Origin of the sequence: Aquabacterium olei (assembly GCF_003100395.1) — a bacterium.
Lineage (GTDB): Bacteria > Pseudomonadota > Gammaproteobacteria > Burkholderiales > Burkholderiaceae_C > Aquabacterium > Aquabacterium olei.
In genome coordinates this window covers 2,572,794-2,586,956 of the sequence record NZ_CP029210.1, presented here as the reverse complement: position 1 = coordinate 2,586,956, position 14,163 = coordinate 2,572,794, and the positions used below count along the sequence as shown (strand labels likewise).

The 14,163-nt window shown below is 68.7% G+C and carries 15 protein-coding genes; 9 read left to right on the top strand and 6 right to left on the bottom strand.

Annotated elements, in window-relative coordinates:
- The first annotated feature begins 4 nt into the window (after positions 1-4).
- Entirely contained in the window at positions 5-742 is a 738-nt protein-coding gene (gene phbB / locus DEH84_RS11605; protein ID WP_109038356.1) for an acetoacetyl-CoA reductase, read from the top strand.
- Positions 743-887: 145 nt separating this feature from the next.
- Here the strand turns inward: phbB and DEH84_RS11600 are convergent, their stop codons facing one another.
- Both DEH84_RS11600 and lexA read right to left on the bottom strand, forming a co-directional pair.
- On the bottom strand, positions 888-1,256 hold the full coding sequence (locus DEH84_RS11600; RefSeq protein ID WP_159098939.1) for a hypothetical protein: 369 nt from the start codon (positions 1,254-1,256) through the stop codon (positions 888-890).
- Positions 1,257-1,396: 140 nt separating this feature from the next.
- The gene (lexA, locus tag DEH84_RS11595) at positions 1,397-2,104 is read right to left on the bottom strand and encodes a transcriptional repressor LexA (protein ID WP_109036994.1); all 708 of its coding nucleotides are present in this window, start codon (positions 2,102-2,104) and stop codon (positions 1,397-1,399) included.
- A gap of 84 nt (positions 2,105-2,188) precedes the next feature.
- On the opposite strand from lexA, the gene DEH84_RS11590 reads away from it, so the two are divergent.
- On the top strand, positions 2,189-3,154 hold the full coding sequence (locus tag DEH84_RS11590; RefSeq protein WP_109036993.1) for an asparaginase: 966 nt from the start codon (positions 2,189-2,191) through the stop codon (positions 3,152-3,154).
- A 151-nt stretch (positions 3,155-3,305) separates the two neighbouring features.
- Here the strand turns inward: DEH84_RS11590 and DEH84_RS11585 are convergent, their stop codons facing one another.
- The gene (locus DEH84_RS11585; protein ID WP_109036992.1) at positions 3,306-3,911 is read right to left on the bottom strand and encodes a methylamine utilization protein; all 606 of its coding nucleotides are present in this window, start codon (positions 3,909-3,911) and stop codon (positions 3,306-3,308) included.
- A 173-nt stretch (positions 3,912-4,084) separates the two neighbouring features.
- Between DEH84_RS11585 and DEH84_RS11580 the strand changes: the two genes are divergently transcribed.
- From DEH84_RS11580 to DEH84_RS11565, 4 genes are read left to right on the top strand one after another with little or no spacing between them, the layout of a single operon-like run.
- Positions 4,085-5,305, top strand: a complete 1,221-nt coding sequence (locus tag DEH84_RS11580; protein ID WP_109038355.1) for an efflux RND transporter periplasmic adaptor subunit — start codon at positions 4,085-4,087, stop codon at positions 5,303-5,305.
- A 13-nt stretch (positions 5,306-5,318) separates the two neighbouring features.
- Positions 5,319-7,271, top strand: coding sequence for a MacB family efflux pump subunit (locus DEH84_RS11575; protein ID WP_109036991.1), 1,953 nt, complete (start codon positions 5,319-5,321; stop codon positions 7,269-7,271).
- Positions 7,272-7,308: 37 nt separating this feature from the next.
- On the top strand, positions 7,309-8,703 hold the full coding sequence (locus tag DEH84_RS11570) for an efflux transporter outer membrane subunit (RefSeq protein WP_109038354.1): 1,395 nt from the start codon (positions 7,309-7,311) through the stop codon (positions 8,701-8,703).
- Between the two features lie 11 nt (positions 8,704-8,714).
- A complete protein-coding gene (locus DEH84_RS11565) occupies positions 8,715-9,398 on the top strand; it encodes a glutathione S-transferase family protein (RefSeq protein ID WP_109036990.1) in 684 nt (227 codons plus the stop codon).
- A gap of 57 nt (positions 9,399-9,455) precedes the next feature.
- On the opposite strand, the gene DEH84_RS11560 is transcribed toward DEH84_RS11565, so the two are convergent.
- Positions 9,456-10,403, bottom strand: coding sequence for a LysR family transcriptional regulator (locus DEH84_RS11560; protein WP_109036989.1), 948 nt, complete (start codon positions 10,401-10,403; stop codon positions 9,456-9,458).
- A gap of 97 nt (positions 10,404-10,500) precedes the next feature.
- Between DEH84_RS11560 and DEH84_RS11555 the strand changes: the two genes are divergently transcribed.
- Together DEH84_RS11555 and DEH84_RS11550 are read left to right on the top strand one after the other, a co-directional pair.
- A complete protein-coding gene (locus DEH84_RS11555; RefSeq protein ID WP_109036988.1) occupies positions 10,501-11,061 on the top strand; it encodes a gamma carbonic anhydrase family protein in 561 nt (186 codons plus the stop codon).
- Between the two features lie 59 nt (positions 11,062-11,120).
- Entirely contained in the window at positions 11,121-12,113 is a 993-nt protein-coding gene (locus DEH84_RS11550; RefSeq protein ID WP_109036987.1) for a M14 family metallopeptidase, read from the top strand.
- A 15-nt stretch (positions 12,114-12,128) separates the two neighbouring features.
- Here DEH84_RS11550 and DEH84_RS11545 read toward each other — a convergent pair whose 3' ends face one another.
- The gene (locus tag DEH84_RS11545) at positions 12,129-12,653 is read right to left on the bottom strand and encodes a hemerythrin domain-containing protein (RefSeq protein ID WP_109036986.1); all 525 of its coding nucleotides are present in this window, start codon (positions 12,651-12,653) and stop codon (positions 12,129-12,131) included.
- 170 nt (positions 12,654-12,823) lie between these two features.
- On the opposite strand from DEH84_RS11545, the gene DEH84_RS11540 reads away from it, so the two are divergent.
- Positions 12,824-13,162: a hypothetical protein gene (locus DEH84_RS11540; RefSeq protein WP_109036985.1), complete on the top strand. Its 339-nt coding sequence runs from the start codon at positions 12,824-12,826 to the stop codon at positions 13,160-13,162.
- Positions 13,163-13,271: 109 nt separating this feature from the next.
- On the opposite strand, the gene DEH84_RS11535 is transcribed toward DEH84_RS11540, so the two are convergent.
- A complete protein-coding gene (locus DEH84_RS11535; protein WP_159098938.1) occupies positions 13,272-14,129 on the bottom strand; it encodes a hypothetical protein in 858 nt (285 codons plus the stop codon).
- Positions 14,130-14,163 lie beyond the last annotated feature (34 nt).

The following is a 14,163-nucleotide window of genomic DNA, read 5'->3' as shown; positions in this document are numbered from 1 at the left end:
CAACATGACTCAAAAAGTGGCTTACGTGACCGGCGGCATGGGCGGCATCGGAACCTCGATCTGCCAGCGGCTGCACAAGGACGGCTACAAGGTCATCGCCGGTTGCGGCCCCAGCCGTGACCATGTCAAATGGCTCGACGAGCAGAAGGCCCTGGGTTACACCTTCTACGCATCGGTGGGCAACGTCGCCGAGTGGGACTCCACGGTCGAGGCCTTCCGCAAGTGCAAGGCCGAGCATGGGCCCATCGATGTGCTCGTGAACAACGCCGGCATCACGCGTGACGGCATGTTCCGCAAGATGACCAAGGCCGATTGGGATGCGGTGATGGACACCAACCTCAACAGCATGTTCAACGTGACCAAGCAGGTCATCGACGACATGGTGGACCGCGGCTGGGGACGCATCATCAACATCAGCTCGGTCAACGGTGAGAAGGGCCAGTTCGGTCAGACGAACTACTCGGCTGCCAAGGCCGGGATGCACGGCTTCACCATGGCGCTGGCGCAGGAAGTGGCCAACAAGGGCGTGACCGTGAACACGGTGTCGCCGGGCTACATCGGCACCGAGATGGTGCGCTCCATCCGCCAGGATGTGCTCGACAAGATCGTGGCCACCATTCCTGTGAAGCGTCTGGGCACCCCGGAAGAAATCGCCTCGATGGTGTCGTGGGTGGCCAGCGAAGAAGCCGGCTTTGCCACGGGCGCCGACTTCTCGGTCAACGGCGGCCTGCACATGGGCTGATGCGCGGCATCAACCCGGTGGCTTGAGGCTGCCGGGCCTCGCCTGATCCGAGCGTTGAGCCCGGGTCATGAACCCGCCAGTGCACCCTGTGTGCCTGGCGGGTTCTGCTTTTTTGCACGCTCGATGGCCGGGGTGGCGATGGTCCTCAGGCCAGGGCTTCCTGCTCGCGAACCAGGCGATCCAGCGCCGCACACACGGCACCGAATCGACCTGCGATCACGGTGCGGCGTGCGTCTGTGGGGTCGGTGGAGATGCGCACCGCATGGGCGGAAGCCGGGCGGCCGTCAACCGGGGGGCGTTGACCCGGCGCGGGTGGGGTGCTGCTGTCGGCCCCCTGCTTGCAGCCCGGTGCTTCCGGTGCGGGCTTGACCTGCCAGGGCGTGAGGGGCCGAGGCCGCACGGGACGGCGCCCGGCGGTGTCCGCCTCGGCGGCGTTCTGCTGCGCGCGTGCGGACTCCAGGGGGTAAGTGGCTTGCTGGCGTGCGGCGAACGCCCGGGCGAGGTGATGAATCATGGTGAACTCCTTGAAACTGACGAAGTCCGGCAGGATTCGGACGCACATCACCATGCGGGATTGCACGCCGATCCAGGCGCACGAATGCCCGCCACCCGCATGGTGGCTGTTGACCAACTGGCGCCGCCCTGGGGCGGTGTTCAGTTCGGCAACTGCTTGCGAATCAGGCCCACCGCCAGCCCCTCGAGCTCGAACTCGGGGTGATCAGGGGGGACGAGAATGGGTTCGAAATCGGGGTTCTCCGGCAGCAACGTGATGCCTTCCGGGGTGCGCTGGAAGCGCTTGACGGTCACCTCATCACCCAGGCGCGCCACGACGATCTGGCCGTTGCGGGCTTCGCGGGTGCGGGCCACGGCCAGCAGGTCGCCGTCGAGGATGCCGACATCCTTCATGCTCATGCCCTTCACGCGCAGCAGGTAGTCGGGCGTGCGGCTGAACAGGCTGGGTTCGACCGCGTAGGTCTGCTCGACGTGCTCCTGCGCGAGGATGGGCTGGCCTGCCGCCACACGGCCCACCAGCGGCAGCACGAGTTGCTCAAGGCCCGGCAGCGGCAGGTTGAAGGGCAGCCCGCCGTTGCGCGGCTCGGCCGGGCGCTTGCGGCTTTCATTCACCGTGCGCAGCGTGTCGGCCTTGAGGCGGATGCCGCGCGAGGTGCCGCCCACGAGTTCAATCACGCCCTTGCGGGCCAGGGCCTGCAGGTGCTCTTCCGCGGCATTGGCCGAACGGAAGCCCAGCTCGGCCGCGATCTCGGCCCGGGTGGGCGGGGCGCCTGTGCGCGCGATGGCACGCTGGATCAGCTCGAAGATCTGCTGCTGGCGCGGCGTGAGTTTGGGTTTATCGTTCGACATCGCAGGGCAGCCCGGGGGGCGCAGTCCGTTTGCTGGCATTTTATACAGGACTGTTTCTTTGTCCAGTACCCCAAGGAAAGAACGATGCAGAAGGTGGTGATCCTCGGAACGGGGGGCACGATCGCCGGGACCGGCTCGGACCCCGATCGCGCCTGGCACTACGTGGCCGCCCAGCGCAGCGTGGCAGAGCTGGTGGACGCTGTCCCGGAGCTGGCCAGCGAGGCGATCGAGGCGAAGCAGGTGGCCCAGATCGACAGCAAGGACATGGGCTGGCCGGTTTGGCAGGCACTGGGCCAGGCCATCCAGACCGAACTGCAGCGCGACGATGTGGCCGGTGTGGTGATCACGCACGGCACCGACACGCTCGAGGAAACCGCGTGGCTGCTGCACGCCCTGCACGATGGCCGCAAGCCCATCGTGCTGACAGCCGCCATGCGGCCCGCGACGGCGCCGGATGCCGATGGCCCGGCCAACCTGCGTGATGCCGTGGCGGTGGTTCGCCAGGGGGCGCAGGCCGGGCAGGGGGGCGTGGTGGTGGTGATGCACGGCCGGGTGTGGCCTGCCAGTGCGGTGCGCAAGGCCCATACGTCGGTGATCGACGCGTTCGATGGGGGCGATGCACCTGTGCTCTGTGAGCTGAGCCCCGACGGCACGATGCCTGCCAGCGCATCGATGTGGCCGTCGTGTGGCGCGCGCGGCTGGGCGCTGCTGCAGGCGCCTCGCGTGCCGCGGGTGGAGGTGGTCACCAGCCATGCCGATGCAGATGGCTGGGTCGTCGACGCGCTGTGTGCGCATGCGGCGCAGCACGGGGGGCTGGACGGGTTGATCGCCGCCGCAACCGGACACGGCACCCTCCATGCCGGCCTGTCCGCCGCGCTGGAGCGCGCGGAGGCGGCGGGCGTGACGGTGTGGCGCAGCAGCCGGGTGGCGCGGGGCGGGGTGACGCCCCGTGAGGGCGATCACTGGCTCGCTGCCGGTTCGCTCACGGCGGCGCAGGCCCGCGTTGCGCTGGTGCTGCACCTGCTGGAAAGACAACGGCCCGCCAGGTGAAGGGCAGGCCGGAGAAAAAAGGTGTCGGGGGAATTCAGGCGTCGACTGCGGCGTCCGTCGGCCGGGCCTGGTGGGCTCCCTGCGGCCTTTTCAGGCCGCCGACAAGGTGAACTGTGCCAGCCGATTGTGAAAGCGGTGTGACGCCCGTCCGTCAGGGGTTCATGCGCAGCGTGACCGCCCCCGCGGCCGTGGTCGCGAAGCGCACCTCCTGACCCGGGACCTTCTCGCCCATGGCAGGCTTCCAGATGCGGGCGGTGTGCTCGCCCCCGGGGAGGTCGATGGTCAGCCGGCCGCGCTCGTCGCTCACTCCGAAATGCGGCGTGTCCACGACGTGGACGTAGGCCAGCATGCGGTCGTGGATGTTGCAGCCCAGCGTGGCGGTGCCCGGTTTGTCGAAGAGCACGGGTTGCGCCGGGGTGCCGGCGTACAGCTTGATTTCGAAGGGGCGCGCGGGCGAGAACGAATAGACGTGGTGCCGCACCGTGTCGAAGTTGGGGAAGTTCACCAGCGTGCCCGTCTGGACGACCAGCAGCGTCGGCTCGAACTGCTTGTTGCGCTGCCCGAGTTGGGCGAGCGTGCCTGACGGCGCGGTGGCCCGCACGCCGCGCACCAGAACCGAGACAACGGCCCCCGCGACCGGTTGCCCGGCGGTGTCCACCACCATCAGGCCTTGTGGTGCCGCGATGGCGGCCGGAGCTTGCGCCAGCGCAAAGAGGGCAGCGGCCAGCAGAAGGGCCGGTTCACTATGAGACAGCATGCCGGTATCTTGGCCCGGAACGACGAACGAAACCGTGGGATCAGCCCGTGACCCACGCCTTTTCGGGTACTTGTTGCGGCTTTCCGGACGCGCGCGCAGCGGTCTTTACATTGCAGTAACCTGCGCTTCGCGGAATGACAACCGGGCACGATCACACTGCCCGCATGAGCACGATGATGAGAAGAACAAGCTGGTTCAAGGGGTGGCGGCTGGGCCTGATCGCCGCCTTGCTGATCGGGGGAGGCTGGTGGGTGCGCCAGCACTACTTCACCCCACCGCCGGCACCGCAGGTGATCACGGCGCCCGTCACGCGACAGGATCTCGAAGACACTGTGCTGGCCACGGGCTCCATCCAGGCCATCCAGCAGGTGGACATCGGGGCCCAGGCCTCGGGGCAGATCCGCAAGTTGCATGTCGAACTGGGGCAGTCCATTCACAAGGGCGATCTGGTGGCCGAGATCGACTCGACCAAGCAACAGAACGACCTGCGCAATGCCGAGGCGCAACTGGCCGTGCTGGCCGCGCAGAAGCGGTCGCGCCAGGCGCAACTGGTGCAGTACGAGCTGGCGCTCCAGCGCACGCAGGCGCTGGTGAAGGAAGATGCGGGCACACGGGCCGACCTGGAGGCGGCGCAGGCCTCGGTCGACACCACGCGGGCGGCGCTGGCCGAGCTCGACGCGCAGATCGAGCAGGCGCGCATCGCCGTCGACACCGCCAGGACCAACCTGGGCTACACCCGCATCGTGGCGCCGATGGACGGCGTGGTGATCGCCGTGGTGCGCAAGGCCGGGCAGACGGTGAACGCGCTGCAATCGGCCCCGACGCTGATCAAGCTGGCCCAGCTCGACACCATGCTGATCCGCGCGCAGATCTCGGAAGCGGACGTGGTGAAGGTGCGGCCCGACATGCCGGTGTACTTCACCATCATGGGCGAGCCCGACAAGCGTTACGACGCCAGGCTCGTGGCGATCGAGCCCTCGACCGACGCCGAGCAGGCCGAAACCTCGAGCACGACCAGCACGAGCAGCACCAGCTCCTCCACCACCTCGGCCATCTACTACAACGGCCGCTTCACCGTGCCCAATCCCGAGCACAAGCTGCGCATCGACATGACCGCGCAGGTGTCCATCGTCGCCTCGCGTGCCGACAACACCTTGACCGTGCCCGCCACCGCACTGGGCGCGCGCGGCAAGGACGGCCGCTACACCGTGAAGGTGCTGGAGGGGGAGGCGGGGCAGGCTCAGAGAGTGAGCCAGCGCCAGGTGCGCGTGGGCCTGAACAACCGCGTCCAGGCCCAGGTGCTGGACGGGCTGAAGGAAGGCGAGCGCGTGGTGATCGGCGATGCGTCGGCGAACAACGCGTCCCGTTCCCGCGGCGGGCCGCCGATGTTCTGAGCCGGGGCACGACATGGGCAAGGCATTGCTGGAAGTCCGCGACCTCTGGCGCGAGTTTCCTTCGGGCGAGGGCACGGTGGCGGTGCTCAAGGGCATCGACCTGACGATCGAGGCCGGCGAGATGGTGGCCATCATGGGCGCCTCGGGCTCGGGCAAATCGACGCTGATGAACATTCTGGGCTGCCTCGATCGCCCCACGCGCGGGCAGTACGAGGTGGCCGGCCAGTCCACTGCCGCACTGGAGCCGGACGAGCTGGCGCGGCTGCGGCGCGAGCACTTCGGCTTCATCTTCCAGCGCTACCACCTGATGGGGGACCTGACGGCCGAGGGCAACGTCGAGATCCCGGCCATCTATGCGGGCATGCCGCCCGCGCAGCGCCATGAACGCGCGCAGGCCCTTCTGCAGCGGCTGGGGTTGGGCGATCGCACAGGGCACCGTCCCGGCCAGCTCTCGGGCGGGCAGCAACAGCGCGTGAGCATCGCACGGGCGCTGATGAATGGCGGTGATGTGATCCTGGCCGACGAGCCGACCGGGGCGCTCGACAGCGTCAGTGGCGCCGAGGTCATGCGCATCCTGCGCGAGCTGCATGCCGATGGGCACACGGTCATCCTCGTGACGCACGACGCCCAGGTGGCCAGCCACGCCCAGCGCGTCATCGAGATCAGCGACGGGCGCATCGTGGCCGACCGCCGGCAGGGCGAGGCCGCGTCGGTGACGGCTGCGCCGCCGGCTCGCGACCGCGCATCCGGCTCCTGGCTGCATGCGCACTGGGATCGGCTGGCCGAAGCCTTCACGATGGCCTTGCGCGCCATGGCTGGCCACCGGTTGCGCACGCTGCTGACCATGCTCGGCATCGTGATCGGCATCGCCTCGGTGGTGTCGGTGGTGGCCCTCGGGCAGGGTTCGCGTGAGCGCATCCTCAAGGACATCAGCGCCATGGGGACGAACACGATCGACATCTTCCCCGGCAAGAACTTTGGCGACCGGCGTGCCGCGACGATTCACACGCTCATTCCAGGCGATGCACGGGCGCTGTCGCAGCTGAGCTATGTCGACAGCGTGAGCCCCACCGTGAGCACGAGTGTGACCAGCCGGCGCGGCAATGTGGAAGCGTCGGCCACCGTGTCGGGCGTGAGCGAGGCCTATTTCCGGGTCAAGGGCTACACGCTGGCTGAAGGGCAGGGCTTCGATGCCGACAGCGTCTCGCGGCTGGGCCAGGAGGCCGTGATCGACCCCAACACCCGCAGGGCGCTGTTCGCACCGAGCGAGGCTGCCGTGGGCCAGGTGATCTTTCTGGGCAGCGTGCCGGTGCGCGTCATCGGCGTGACGGCCCCGCTGGAGTCGGCCATGGGCAACACCGATGCCCTGAACATCTGGGTGCCCTACACCACGGCCATGAAGCGCATGCTGGGGCAGGACCACCTGCGCAACATCACCATGCGGATCAGCGACCAGGTGCCCAGCGCGGCGGCCGAGCAGGGCATCGTGGCGCTGCTGACGCAACGCCATGGCGTGCAGGACTTCTTTACCCGCAACAGCGACAGCATCCGCCAGACGGTCGAGAACGCGACCCAGACCATGACCATGCTGGTGTCGGCCATTGCGCTGATCTCGCTGGTGGTGGGCGGCATCGGGGTGATGAACATCATGCTGGTGTCCGTCACCGAGCGCACCCAGGAGATCGGCGTGCGCATGGCCGTGGGCGCGCGCCAGAGCGACATCCTGCGCCAGTTCCTGATCGAGGCCGTGCTGGTCTGCCTGATCGGCGGGGTGCTGGGCATCGGCATCGCGCTGCTGATCGGCCTGCTGTTCGAGCGCCTGGGTGGCAACTTCAGCATGGTCTATTCCTCTGCCTCCATCGTCACGGCCTTCGCGGTCTCGACGCTGATCGGCGTTGTCTTCGGTTTCCTGCCCGCGCGCAATGCCGCCCGGCTCGATCCGGTGGACGCGCTGGCCCGACAATGAGCGCCCGCCCGTGGCCGCCTTCCCGCATACACGCACGATGAACCGCGACGCCCGCCTCCTTCCCTTTGCACTCACCTTGCTGACGCTGGCCACGCTGGGTGGGTGCGCCACCTACCGCGGCGAGCCCGTGGCACCCGCTGTGCAGCAACCGTCTGCTTTCCAGCAGGCACAAGGCGGACAGGTGGGCGAGACCCGACCCTCGCCCTGGTGGCTGGAAATGAACGACCCGGTGCTGGTGCGCCTGATCGACGACGCACTGGCGCGCAACAACAACCTGGCCCAGGCCACGGTGCGGGTGCGTCGTGCGCAGCTCGTGGCCGGCACGGCGGCGAGCAACCAGCTGCCCACGGTGTCCGTGCGCGCCAGCACGCAGGGCAGTCGTCAACTCGACGGCGAAGGCAACCTCGTCAAGACCAGCGCCCTGACGGGCAGCGTCAGTTGGGAGTTGGACCTCTGGGGCCGCCTGGCCGCAACCCGCCAGGCGGCCGAATGGGAGGCCTCGGCCACCACCCAGGACCGGCTTGCCACGGCCCAGGCCCTGGTCGCCACCACGGCCCGAACCTACTGGCAGGTCGCTTACCTGAATCAGCGGGTGGCCGCCAGCCAGGCCAGCATCGACTACGCCCGCCAGACCTTGAAGCTGGTGGACGCCCAGGCCCGCGCGGGCGCGGCCTCCGGGCTGGAGGTGGCGCAGGCCCGACAGACCGTGGCTGCGCTGGAGGCCTCACACACGCAATGGCTGCAACAGCGCGTCGAGGCACGCAATGCCCTGGCCATCCTGTTCGACGGCCCGCCGGGCGTGCCCATGGACGAAAGCCAGCTGCTGCCGGAAGGCACGCTGCCCGAAGTGCCCGCCGGGCTGCCAGCCTCGCTGCTGACGCGGCGTCCTGATGTGCTGGCGGCCGACTTGCGCCTGCGCTCGGCCTTTGCCACGGTCGATGCCACCCGTGCGGCGGCCTACCCGGTGCTCACGCTGACCGGCAGCGTGGGCCGCACCACCACCGCCCTGTCCAATGTGCTGATCGACCCGGTGGGCACGCTGGGCGCGGGCCTGACGCTGCCTTTCGTGCAGTGGCGCGACGTGCGCCGCAACACGGCCATCTCGCAGGCCGATTACGAGCTGACCGTGCTGAGTTACCGCCAGACCTGGTACACCGCGCTCAGCGAGGTCGAGAACGCGCTGTCCGCACGGCGCCAGTACGAAGAGCAGGGCGCCCGCCTCGCTGAAGCGGTGGAGGCGGCCCGCCAGGCCGAGCGCCTGAGCGAGATCCGCTATCGCAGCGGCGCCGTGCCGCTCAAGACCTGGCTGGACGCGCAGGAGACCCGCCGCGCGGCCGAAAACAACCTGGCGCTGAACCGCTACAACAGGCTGTCGGCGCTGGCCACCCTGTATCAGGTCCTGGGCGGTGACATGGGCCGCGCGGGCGTGTAGGCTTCGCGCCCATGATCATCGTTCATCACCTCGAAACCTCCCGCTCGCAGCGCGTGCTGTGGCTGCTTGAAGAGCTCGGCCTGCCCTACGAGATCAAGCTCTACAAGCGCGACCCGCGCACCCGGCTGGCCCCGCCCGAACTCAAGCGCGTGCACCCGCTGGGCAAGTCGCCCGTCATCACCGACGGTAACCGCGTGGTGGCCGAATCGGGCGCCATCCTCGAATACCTGGCTGAAACCCATGGCAGCGGGGCTCAGGGTGAGTTGGCCAACCTGCTGCCTGTCCGCGGCACCGAGGCGCACCACCAACTGCGCTTCTGGATGCACTACGCCGAGGGTTCGCTGATGAACTGGCTGGTGATGAAGCTCGTCTTCATGACCATCCCGACGCAGCCCATGCCCTTCTTCGTGCGCCCGATCGCGCGGCAGCTGTGCCAGCAGGTGCAGGCCAAACTGATCGACCCCAACCTGGCCAGCGCCCACGCCTTCATCGAAGACCACCTCTCGCGCCACACATGGTTTGCGGGCGATCAGCTGAGCCTCGCCGATTTCCAGATGAGCTTTGCCGTGGCGGCCCTGCTGTCGCGCAACCCGGCGCCGGCCCCGGCGATGCGCGCGTGGCTGGCGCGTGTGGAGGCCCGTCCGGCCTACCAGCGCGGCGTGGCCAAGGGCGGCCCGGTCATCATGGGTGCCTGAGCCCGATGGGGTTGTGGGCGCCACGGCACCGGGCTGGCTCGCCCCGTCGTGGCTGCCTCATCCGGGTTCGTGGCGTGGCACCTCGCGCCCCGGCGGCGTCTCGCTGAACTGCTGGCGCAGCGCCGCCAGAAAGGTGCGCGCCGGCAGCGACAGGCTCCGGTCGCTGCGCCACACCACGTGCCACATCCGCCGGATCGGCAACCCCGTCACCTTCAGCTCCACCAGCCCCTGCGAGGCGGGGTCCGGCCCCAGCGTATGGCGTGACAGGATGGCCAGCCCGAGGCCCGCCGCCACGGCGTGCTTGATGGCCTCGTTGCTGCCCAGCGCCAGGCGGGCGGGCCAGCTCACGCCCTGTGCAGCCAGATACTGGTCGGTGGCCTGACGCGTGCCCGAGCCGGGCTCGCGCGTGAGCCTTGCCTCTTGGATGACCTGACTCAGCCGCAGCCGGGTGCGCTGCGCCAGCGGATGACCGACCGGTGCAATCAGCACCAACGGGTTCTCCAGAAAGGGCCAGCGCTCGAGCGCCAGGTCGGTGGGCGGCAGCATCATCACCGCCAGTTCCACATCCCCGCGGGCCAGATGCTGGATCACGGCATCGCGGTTCTCCACCGCCAGATCGATGCGCAGCCCGGGGTACTGCCGGGCAAACGGCCCCAGCAGGTCGGGGATGAAGTATTCGGTCGTCGTGACGGCGGCGAGCTTCAGCCGGCCCTTCTGCAGGCCCTGCATGGCCAGCGCATCCTCTTCGAAGCGCCGCCAGCGTGCAAACAGATCGCGCACGGTGTCGGCCAGCAGTTCGCCGTGCGGGGTGAGCCGCACGCCACGGCCTTCAGGCTCCAGCAGGTGCAGGTTCAGCGCCTGCGCCAGTTCCTTGAGCTGGGTCGACACGGTGGGCTGGGCCAGATGCAGCGCCTCGGCCGCCTTGCCGATCCCGCCCAGCCGGGCCACGGCCTCGAAGCTGCGCAGCTGCTGAAGACTGGCACGCGGAAGTCGCAAGGTATTCATCGGAGGGGTAGATGGAAAGCATCGGAAAAGATCACTTTATCTGATTGGAGCCTTTGCGTATCCTTCAGGCATCAAGGAAAAGTACGCACTGCCGCTCATGCTCAGAAAGAACCCTTCCGGTCACCTGCCCCAGGTCCACGAATCCGCTTATGTGGACCACACCGCCATCCTGTGCGGCAAGGTGATCGTGCACGAGAACGTCTTCATCGGCCCCTATGCCGTGATCCGCGCTGACGAAGTCGACGCCAGCGGGGACATGGAGCCCATCGTCATCGGCGCGCACTCCAACATCCAGGACGGCGTGGTGATCCACTCGAAGTCGGGCGCGGCGGTCACCATCGGCGAGCGCACCTCGATCGCGCACCGCGCCATCGTCCACGGCCCGTGTGAGGTCGGCGACGGCGCCTTCATCGGTTTCAACAGCGTGCTGTTCAACTGCAAGATCGGCGCGGGCTGCGTGGTGCGCCACAACGCCGTGGTGGATGGCATCGACCTGCCGGCCGGCTTCTACGTGCCGTCCACCGAGCGCATCGGGCCGAGCAGCAAGCTCGAGAACATCTCGCGCGTGAGCGTGGCCGCTTCGGAATTCTCGGAAGACGTGGCACGCACCAACAACGAGCTGGTGCAGGGTTACAAGCGGCTCGCCAACGAGTTCTGACCTTCGCCCGCGCAGGGCGGTGCGCCAGCCCGGGGCGTCGCCCATGCGACACTGCAGTCATGGCTGACCTCCAAGCTGCTTCCACCGTGCCGGCCTCGTTGAGGGTGCACCAGTTCCACGGCCTGCAGCCCGGCCCCCGGCTCATCGTGCTGGGTGCCGTGCATGGCAACGAAACCTGCGGCACGCAGGCCATCGAGGCCTTGCTTCCCGAACTGGACAGCGGCCGTCTGACCATCCAGCGCGGCTGCCTGACGCTGGTGCCCGTGGCCAATCCGCTGGCCTTCGCGCGCGGCACGCGCCAGGGTGACCGCAACCTGAACCGCCGCCTGCGGCCAGAGCCCGAGCCGCGCGAATTCGAAGACCGCGTGGCCAATGTGCTGTGCCCGTTGCTGGCCGCCCACGAGGTCCTGCTCGATCTGCACTCCTTCCACACCCCCGGCGAACCCTTCGCCATGCTGGGCCCCGAAGACAACACCGGTTCGCTCGAGCCCTTCACGTACGCCGCATGCGAGTCGGCGTGGGCGGCGCACCTGGGGCCGCGGCGTTTCGTCGAGGGCTGGCTGGACACCTACGCGGCCGGCGTGGCCGAGCGGCGCGCGCGGGCGGCGCTGGATGGCGCGCTGCCTGCCGTCGTGCAGGATGCGCAGTATGGCGTCGGCACGACCGAGTACATGCGTTCGGTGGGCGGCTACGGGATCACGCTGGAGTGTGGCCTGCACGGCGATCCGCACGGTGCGGCCGTGGGCCTGCATGCGATCCGGCAGACGCTGGCGTGGCTTGGCATGGCCGATCTGCCGCTGGTGCCGCCCGTGGGCGATCCGGACGTGATGCGGCTGGTGCAGGTGACGGACCGACTCCACCCCGATGACCGGCTGGCTGCCCCCTGGCGCGGCTTCGATCCGGTGCGGGCGGGGCAACCGATCGGCTGGCGCCATGATGGCCAGGCCGTGTGTGCGCCGGAAGACGGCTGGGTGGTGTTCCCCAACCCCGAAGCCGAGGTGGGACAGGAGTGGTTCTACTTCGCGCGCCGCAGCCCGCGACGGCTGGGCTGACGCGGCACGTTGTGCTCAGTGGGTGCGGCGGCGTGCCACCATGGCGGCGCTCAGCGTGCGGCATTGCTCGGGCGTGAGGCCGGCAGCGGCCGGATAGACCCAAGCTTCCTCGGCATCCGCATGGGCCGGGTAGCGTTCCGTCAGCGTCAGCACGGCGTCGGGCACCGCATCGCCCGGCGCGGCCTCGCCGGCCTGCACGGCCAGCAGCCAGGGGCGGGTGGCCTGCCACAGCGCACCCAGCTCATCGTGTTCGGCCTGCAGGCGTGCAATGTGTGCCGTCACGTCCGGCTGGCCGAGCGCCCGCAGTGCCGGAAACAGATCCATGTCTTCGTCTTCATGGTGCAGCGGCGCCGCCAGATCGAAGTAGCGCAACACGGAGGTGGCCGCCTCGCGGGCCTCGGCATCGGCACCGTGTTGCCCAACGTGCGCCACCAGCCGTCGCGTCAGGGTCGAGAAGCGCCGCACCTTTTCATGGCAGGCCGTCAGCAGGGCCAGCGGGTCGTCGATCTCGGGGGCAATGGGTTGGAGCAGCGGGCGCATGAGGTCGGGGCGAGGGCGAGTCGCCCGGGGCGGGCGCCGTGCTGCATTGTCCGCCGTGCGCCAGGGGCGTGGGTGTGATGCACCTCAACAACCTGCCTGCAGGCAGGGCGGCGCGGGCGGTCTGCATCTTGCTAAATCCACGCGTTCAGCAGTAGCAGGAGTTTTCTCGCATGAGCCAAGACAGTACCCGCATCGCCCTTGCCGCCCGCATTCATGTGGCCTTGCGCCGCAAGACCGGCCGCGTGACCGACACCGAGTGGCTGGCGCAGGATCCGACCTACGCCACGGAGATCATCCGGATGTGCCGGGCCGAGGGGGATGCGGAGCTGGTGGGGCTGGCCGACAAGCTGGATGCGGCCATGCAGACCTTGCGGCCACGTGTTGTGAGGCCGGTGGCCCCGCCGCCCGTGGCCGTGGTGCCGGCATGGGCAGACAGCAGCATGCAGCTGGAGGCGGAGCGGGAGCGTGAGCGCAAGATCGAGCAGCGCTACGTCGGCCGCCTGCGGTGAAGCAGCGTGGGTGCGGCGAGGGCCACGGTGGCGGCGACCGCGCGCCATGGCCCTGCGCACCTTTGCTGCATCAGATCACGCAAGCGCTATGCCAGCGCTGTGCCGCTGTTCAGAGCTGGTTCTGCACAGAGGCGGTGCCTTCGGCCCGCCCTTTGCGGCGCAGCGCCAGCACCATGCCGAGGCCGACCACCGCCATCAGCACCGTTTCGGGTTCGGGCGCCGGGCTGAGCGTCACGTCGGCCAGCGTGCGGCCCGAATAGCCGTAGCTGCCCCCGATGGTGCCGTCGATGTAGGCCGACGCGCGCAGCGTCATGTCCATGCGGTACTGCCCCGCACTCAGGAAGAGGGGCACCGAGAAGTCGCGGTACATGGCCACGTCATCGAAGATCACGGTGTTGGTCCACACCGCCTGCCATTCGCCGTCCTGCAGCCGGCTGAGGCTGAAGGCAAAGTCGTCATCGCGGTAGTCGGCCACGGTGCTGTTCATGGTCAGGCGCATGCCGTGACCGTCCTCCAGCTCGAAGCGGTGGGAGAGCGTGGTCTCGGTGTAACCGTGTCCCCAGTACTGGCCATCGAAGTCGTAGACCGAACCGTAGGCCGACACGTCCACGAGGCCGCTGAACGAGATGCGGTTGGGGGCGGCCGACCACGTCTGCTGGGCCTGGCCGTCGACACCGCCGTAGCCCATCGCGCTGTCGAGCTGCACGCTCAGGCCCTGGTGCAGGGTGCCCGCATCGCCGGTGCCCGTCTGCTCGCCGCCGTCTTCGTTGCGAACGGTCTCGAACGGCTCCATCTCACCGAGCTGGATCGTCCCGCTCGCCTTCACCGTCTGGGTGGTGCCGTGGTGGATGAAGGGATTGGCATGCGTGGTCGTGCTCGCATGGGCGGTGGTGCACAACGCGACCGCAAACGACAGTGGCATCAGGACGGGGCGCCGAAACCCCGTGGGCAGTGAAGACGCGGACATGTGGGAAGACTCCTGAGTTTGTGTTGCCGGTGTG

Coding starts and splice junctions, on each gene's coding strand:
- phbB (WP_109038356.1), top strand. CDS start 5: ATGACTCAAAAAGTGGCTTACGTGACCGGCGGCATGGGCGGCATCGGA.
- DEH84_RS11600 (WP_159098939.1), bottom strand. CDS start 1,256: ATGATTCATCACCTCGCCCGGGCGTTCGCCGCACGCCAGCAAGCCACT.
- lexA (WP_109036994.1), bottom strand. CDS start 2,104: ATGTCGAACGATAAACCCAAACTCACGCCGCGCCAGCAGCAGATCTTC.
- DEH84_RS11590 (WP_109036993.1), top strand. CDS start 2,189: ATGCAGAAGGTGGTGATCCTCGGAACGGGGGGCACGATCGCCGGGACC.
- DEH84_RS11585 (WP_109036992.1), bottom strand. CDS start 3,911: ATGCTGTCTCATAGTGAACCGGCCCTTCTGCTGGCCGCTGCCCTCTTT.
- DEH84_RS11580 (WP_109038355.1), top strand. CDS start 4,085: ATGATGAGAAGAACAAGCTGGTTCAAGGGGTGGCGGCTGGGCCTGATC.
- DEH84_RS11575 (WP_109036991.1), top strand. CDS start 5,319: ATGGGCAAGGCATTGCTGGAAGTCCGCGACCTCTGGCGCGAGTTTCCT.
- DEH84_RS11570 (WP_109038354.1), top strand. CDS start 7,309: ATGAACCGCGACGCCCGCCTCCTTCCCTTTGCACTCACCTTGCTGACG.
- DEH84_RS11565 (WP_109036990.1), top strand. CDS start 8,715: ATGATCATCGTTCATCACCTCGAAACCTCCCGCTCGCAGCGCGTGCTG.
- DEH84_RS11560 (WP_109036989.1), bottom strand. CDS start 10,403: ATGAATACCTTGCGACTTCCGCGTGCCAGTCTTCAGCAGCTGCGCAGC.
- DEH84_RS11555 (WP_109036988.1), top strand. CDS start 10,501: ATGCTCAGAAAGAACCCTTCCGGTCACCTGCCCCAGGTCCACGAATCC.
- DEH84_RS11550 (WP_109036987.1), top strand. CDS start 11,121: ATGGCTGACCTCCAAGCTGCTTCCACCGTGCCGGCCTCGTTGAGGGTG.
- DEH84_RS11545 (WP_109036986.1), bottom strand. CDS start 12,653: ATGCGCCCGCTGCTCCAACCCATTGCCCCCGAGATCGACGACCCGCTG.
- DEH84_RS11540 (WP_109036985.1), top strand. CDS start 12,824: ATGAGCCAAGACAGTACCCGCATCGCCCTTGCCGCCCGCATTCATGTG.
- DEH84_RS11535 (WP_159098938.1), bottom strand. CDS start 14,129: ATGTCCGCGTCTTCACTGCCCACGGGGTTTCGGCGCCCCGTCCTGATG.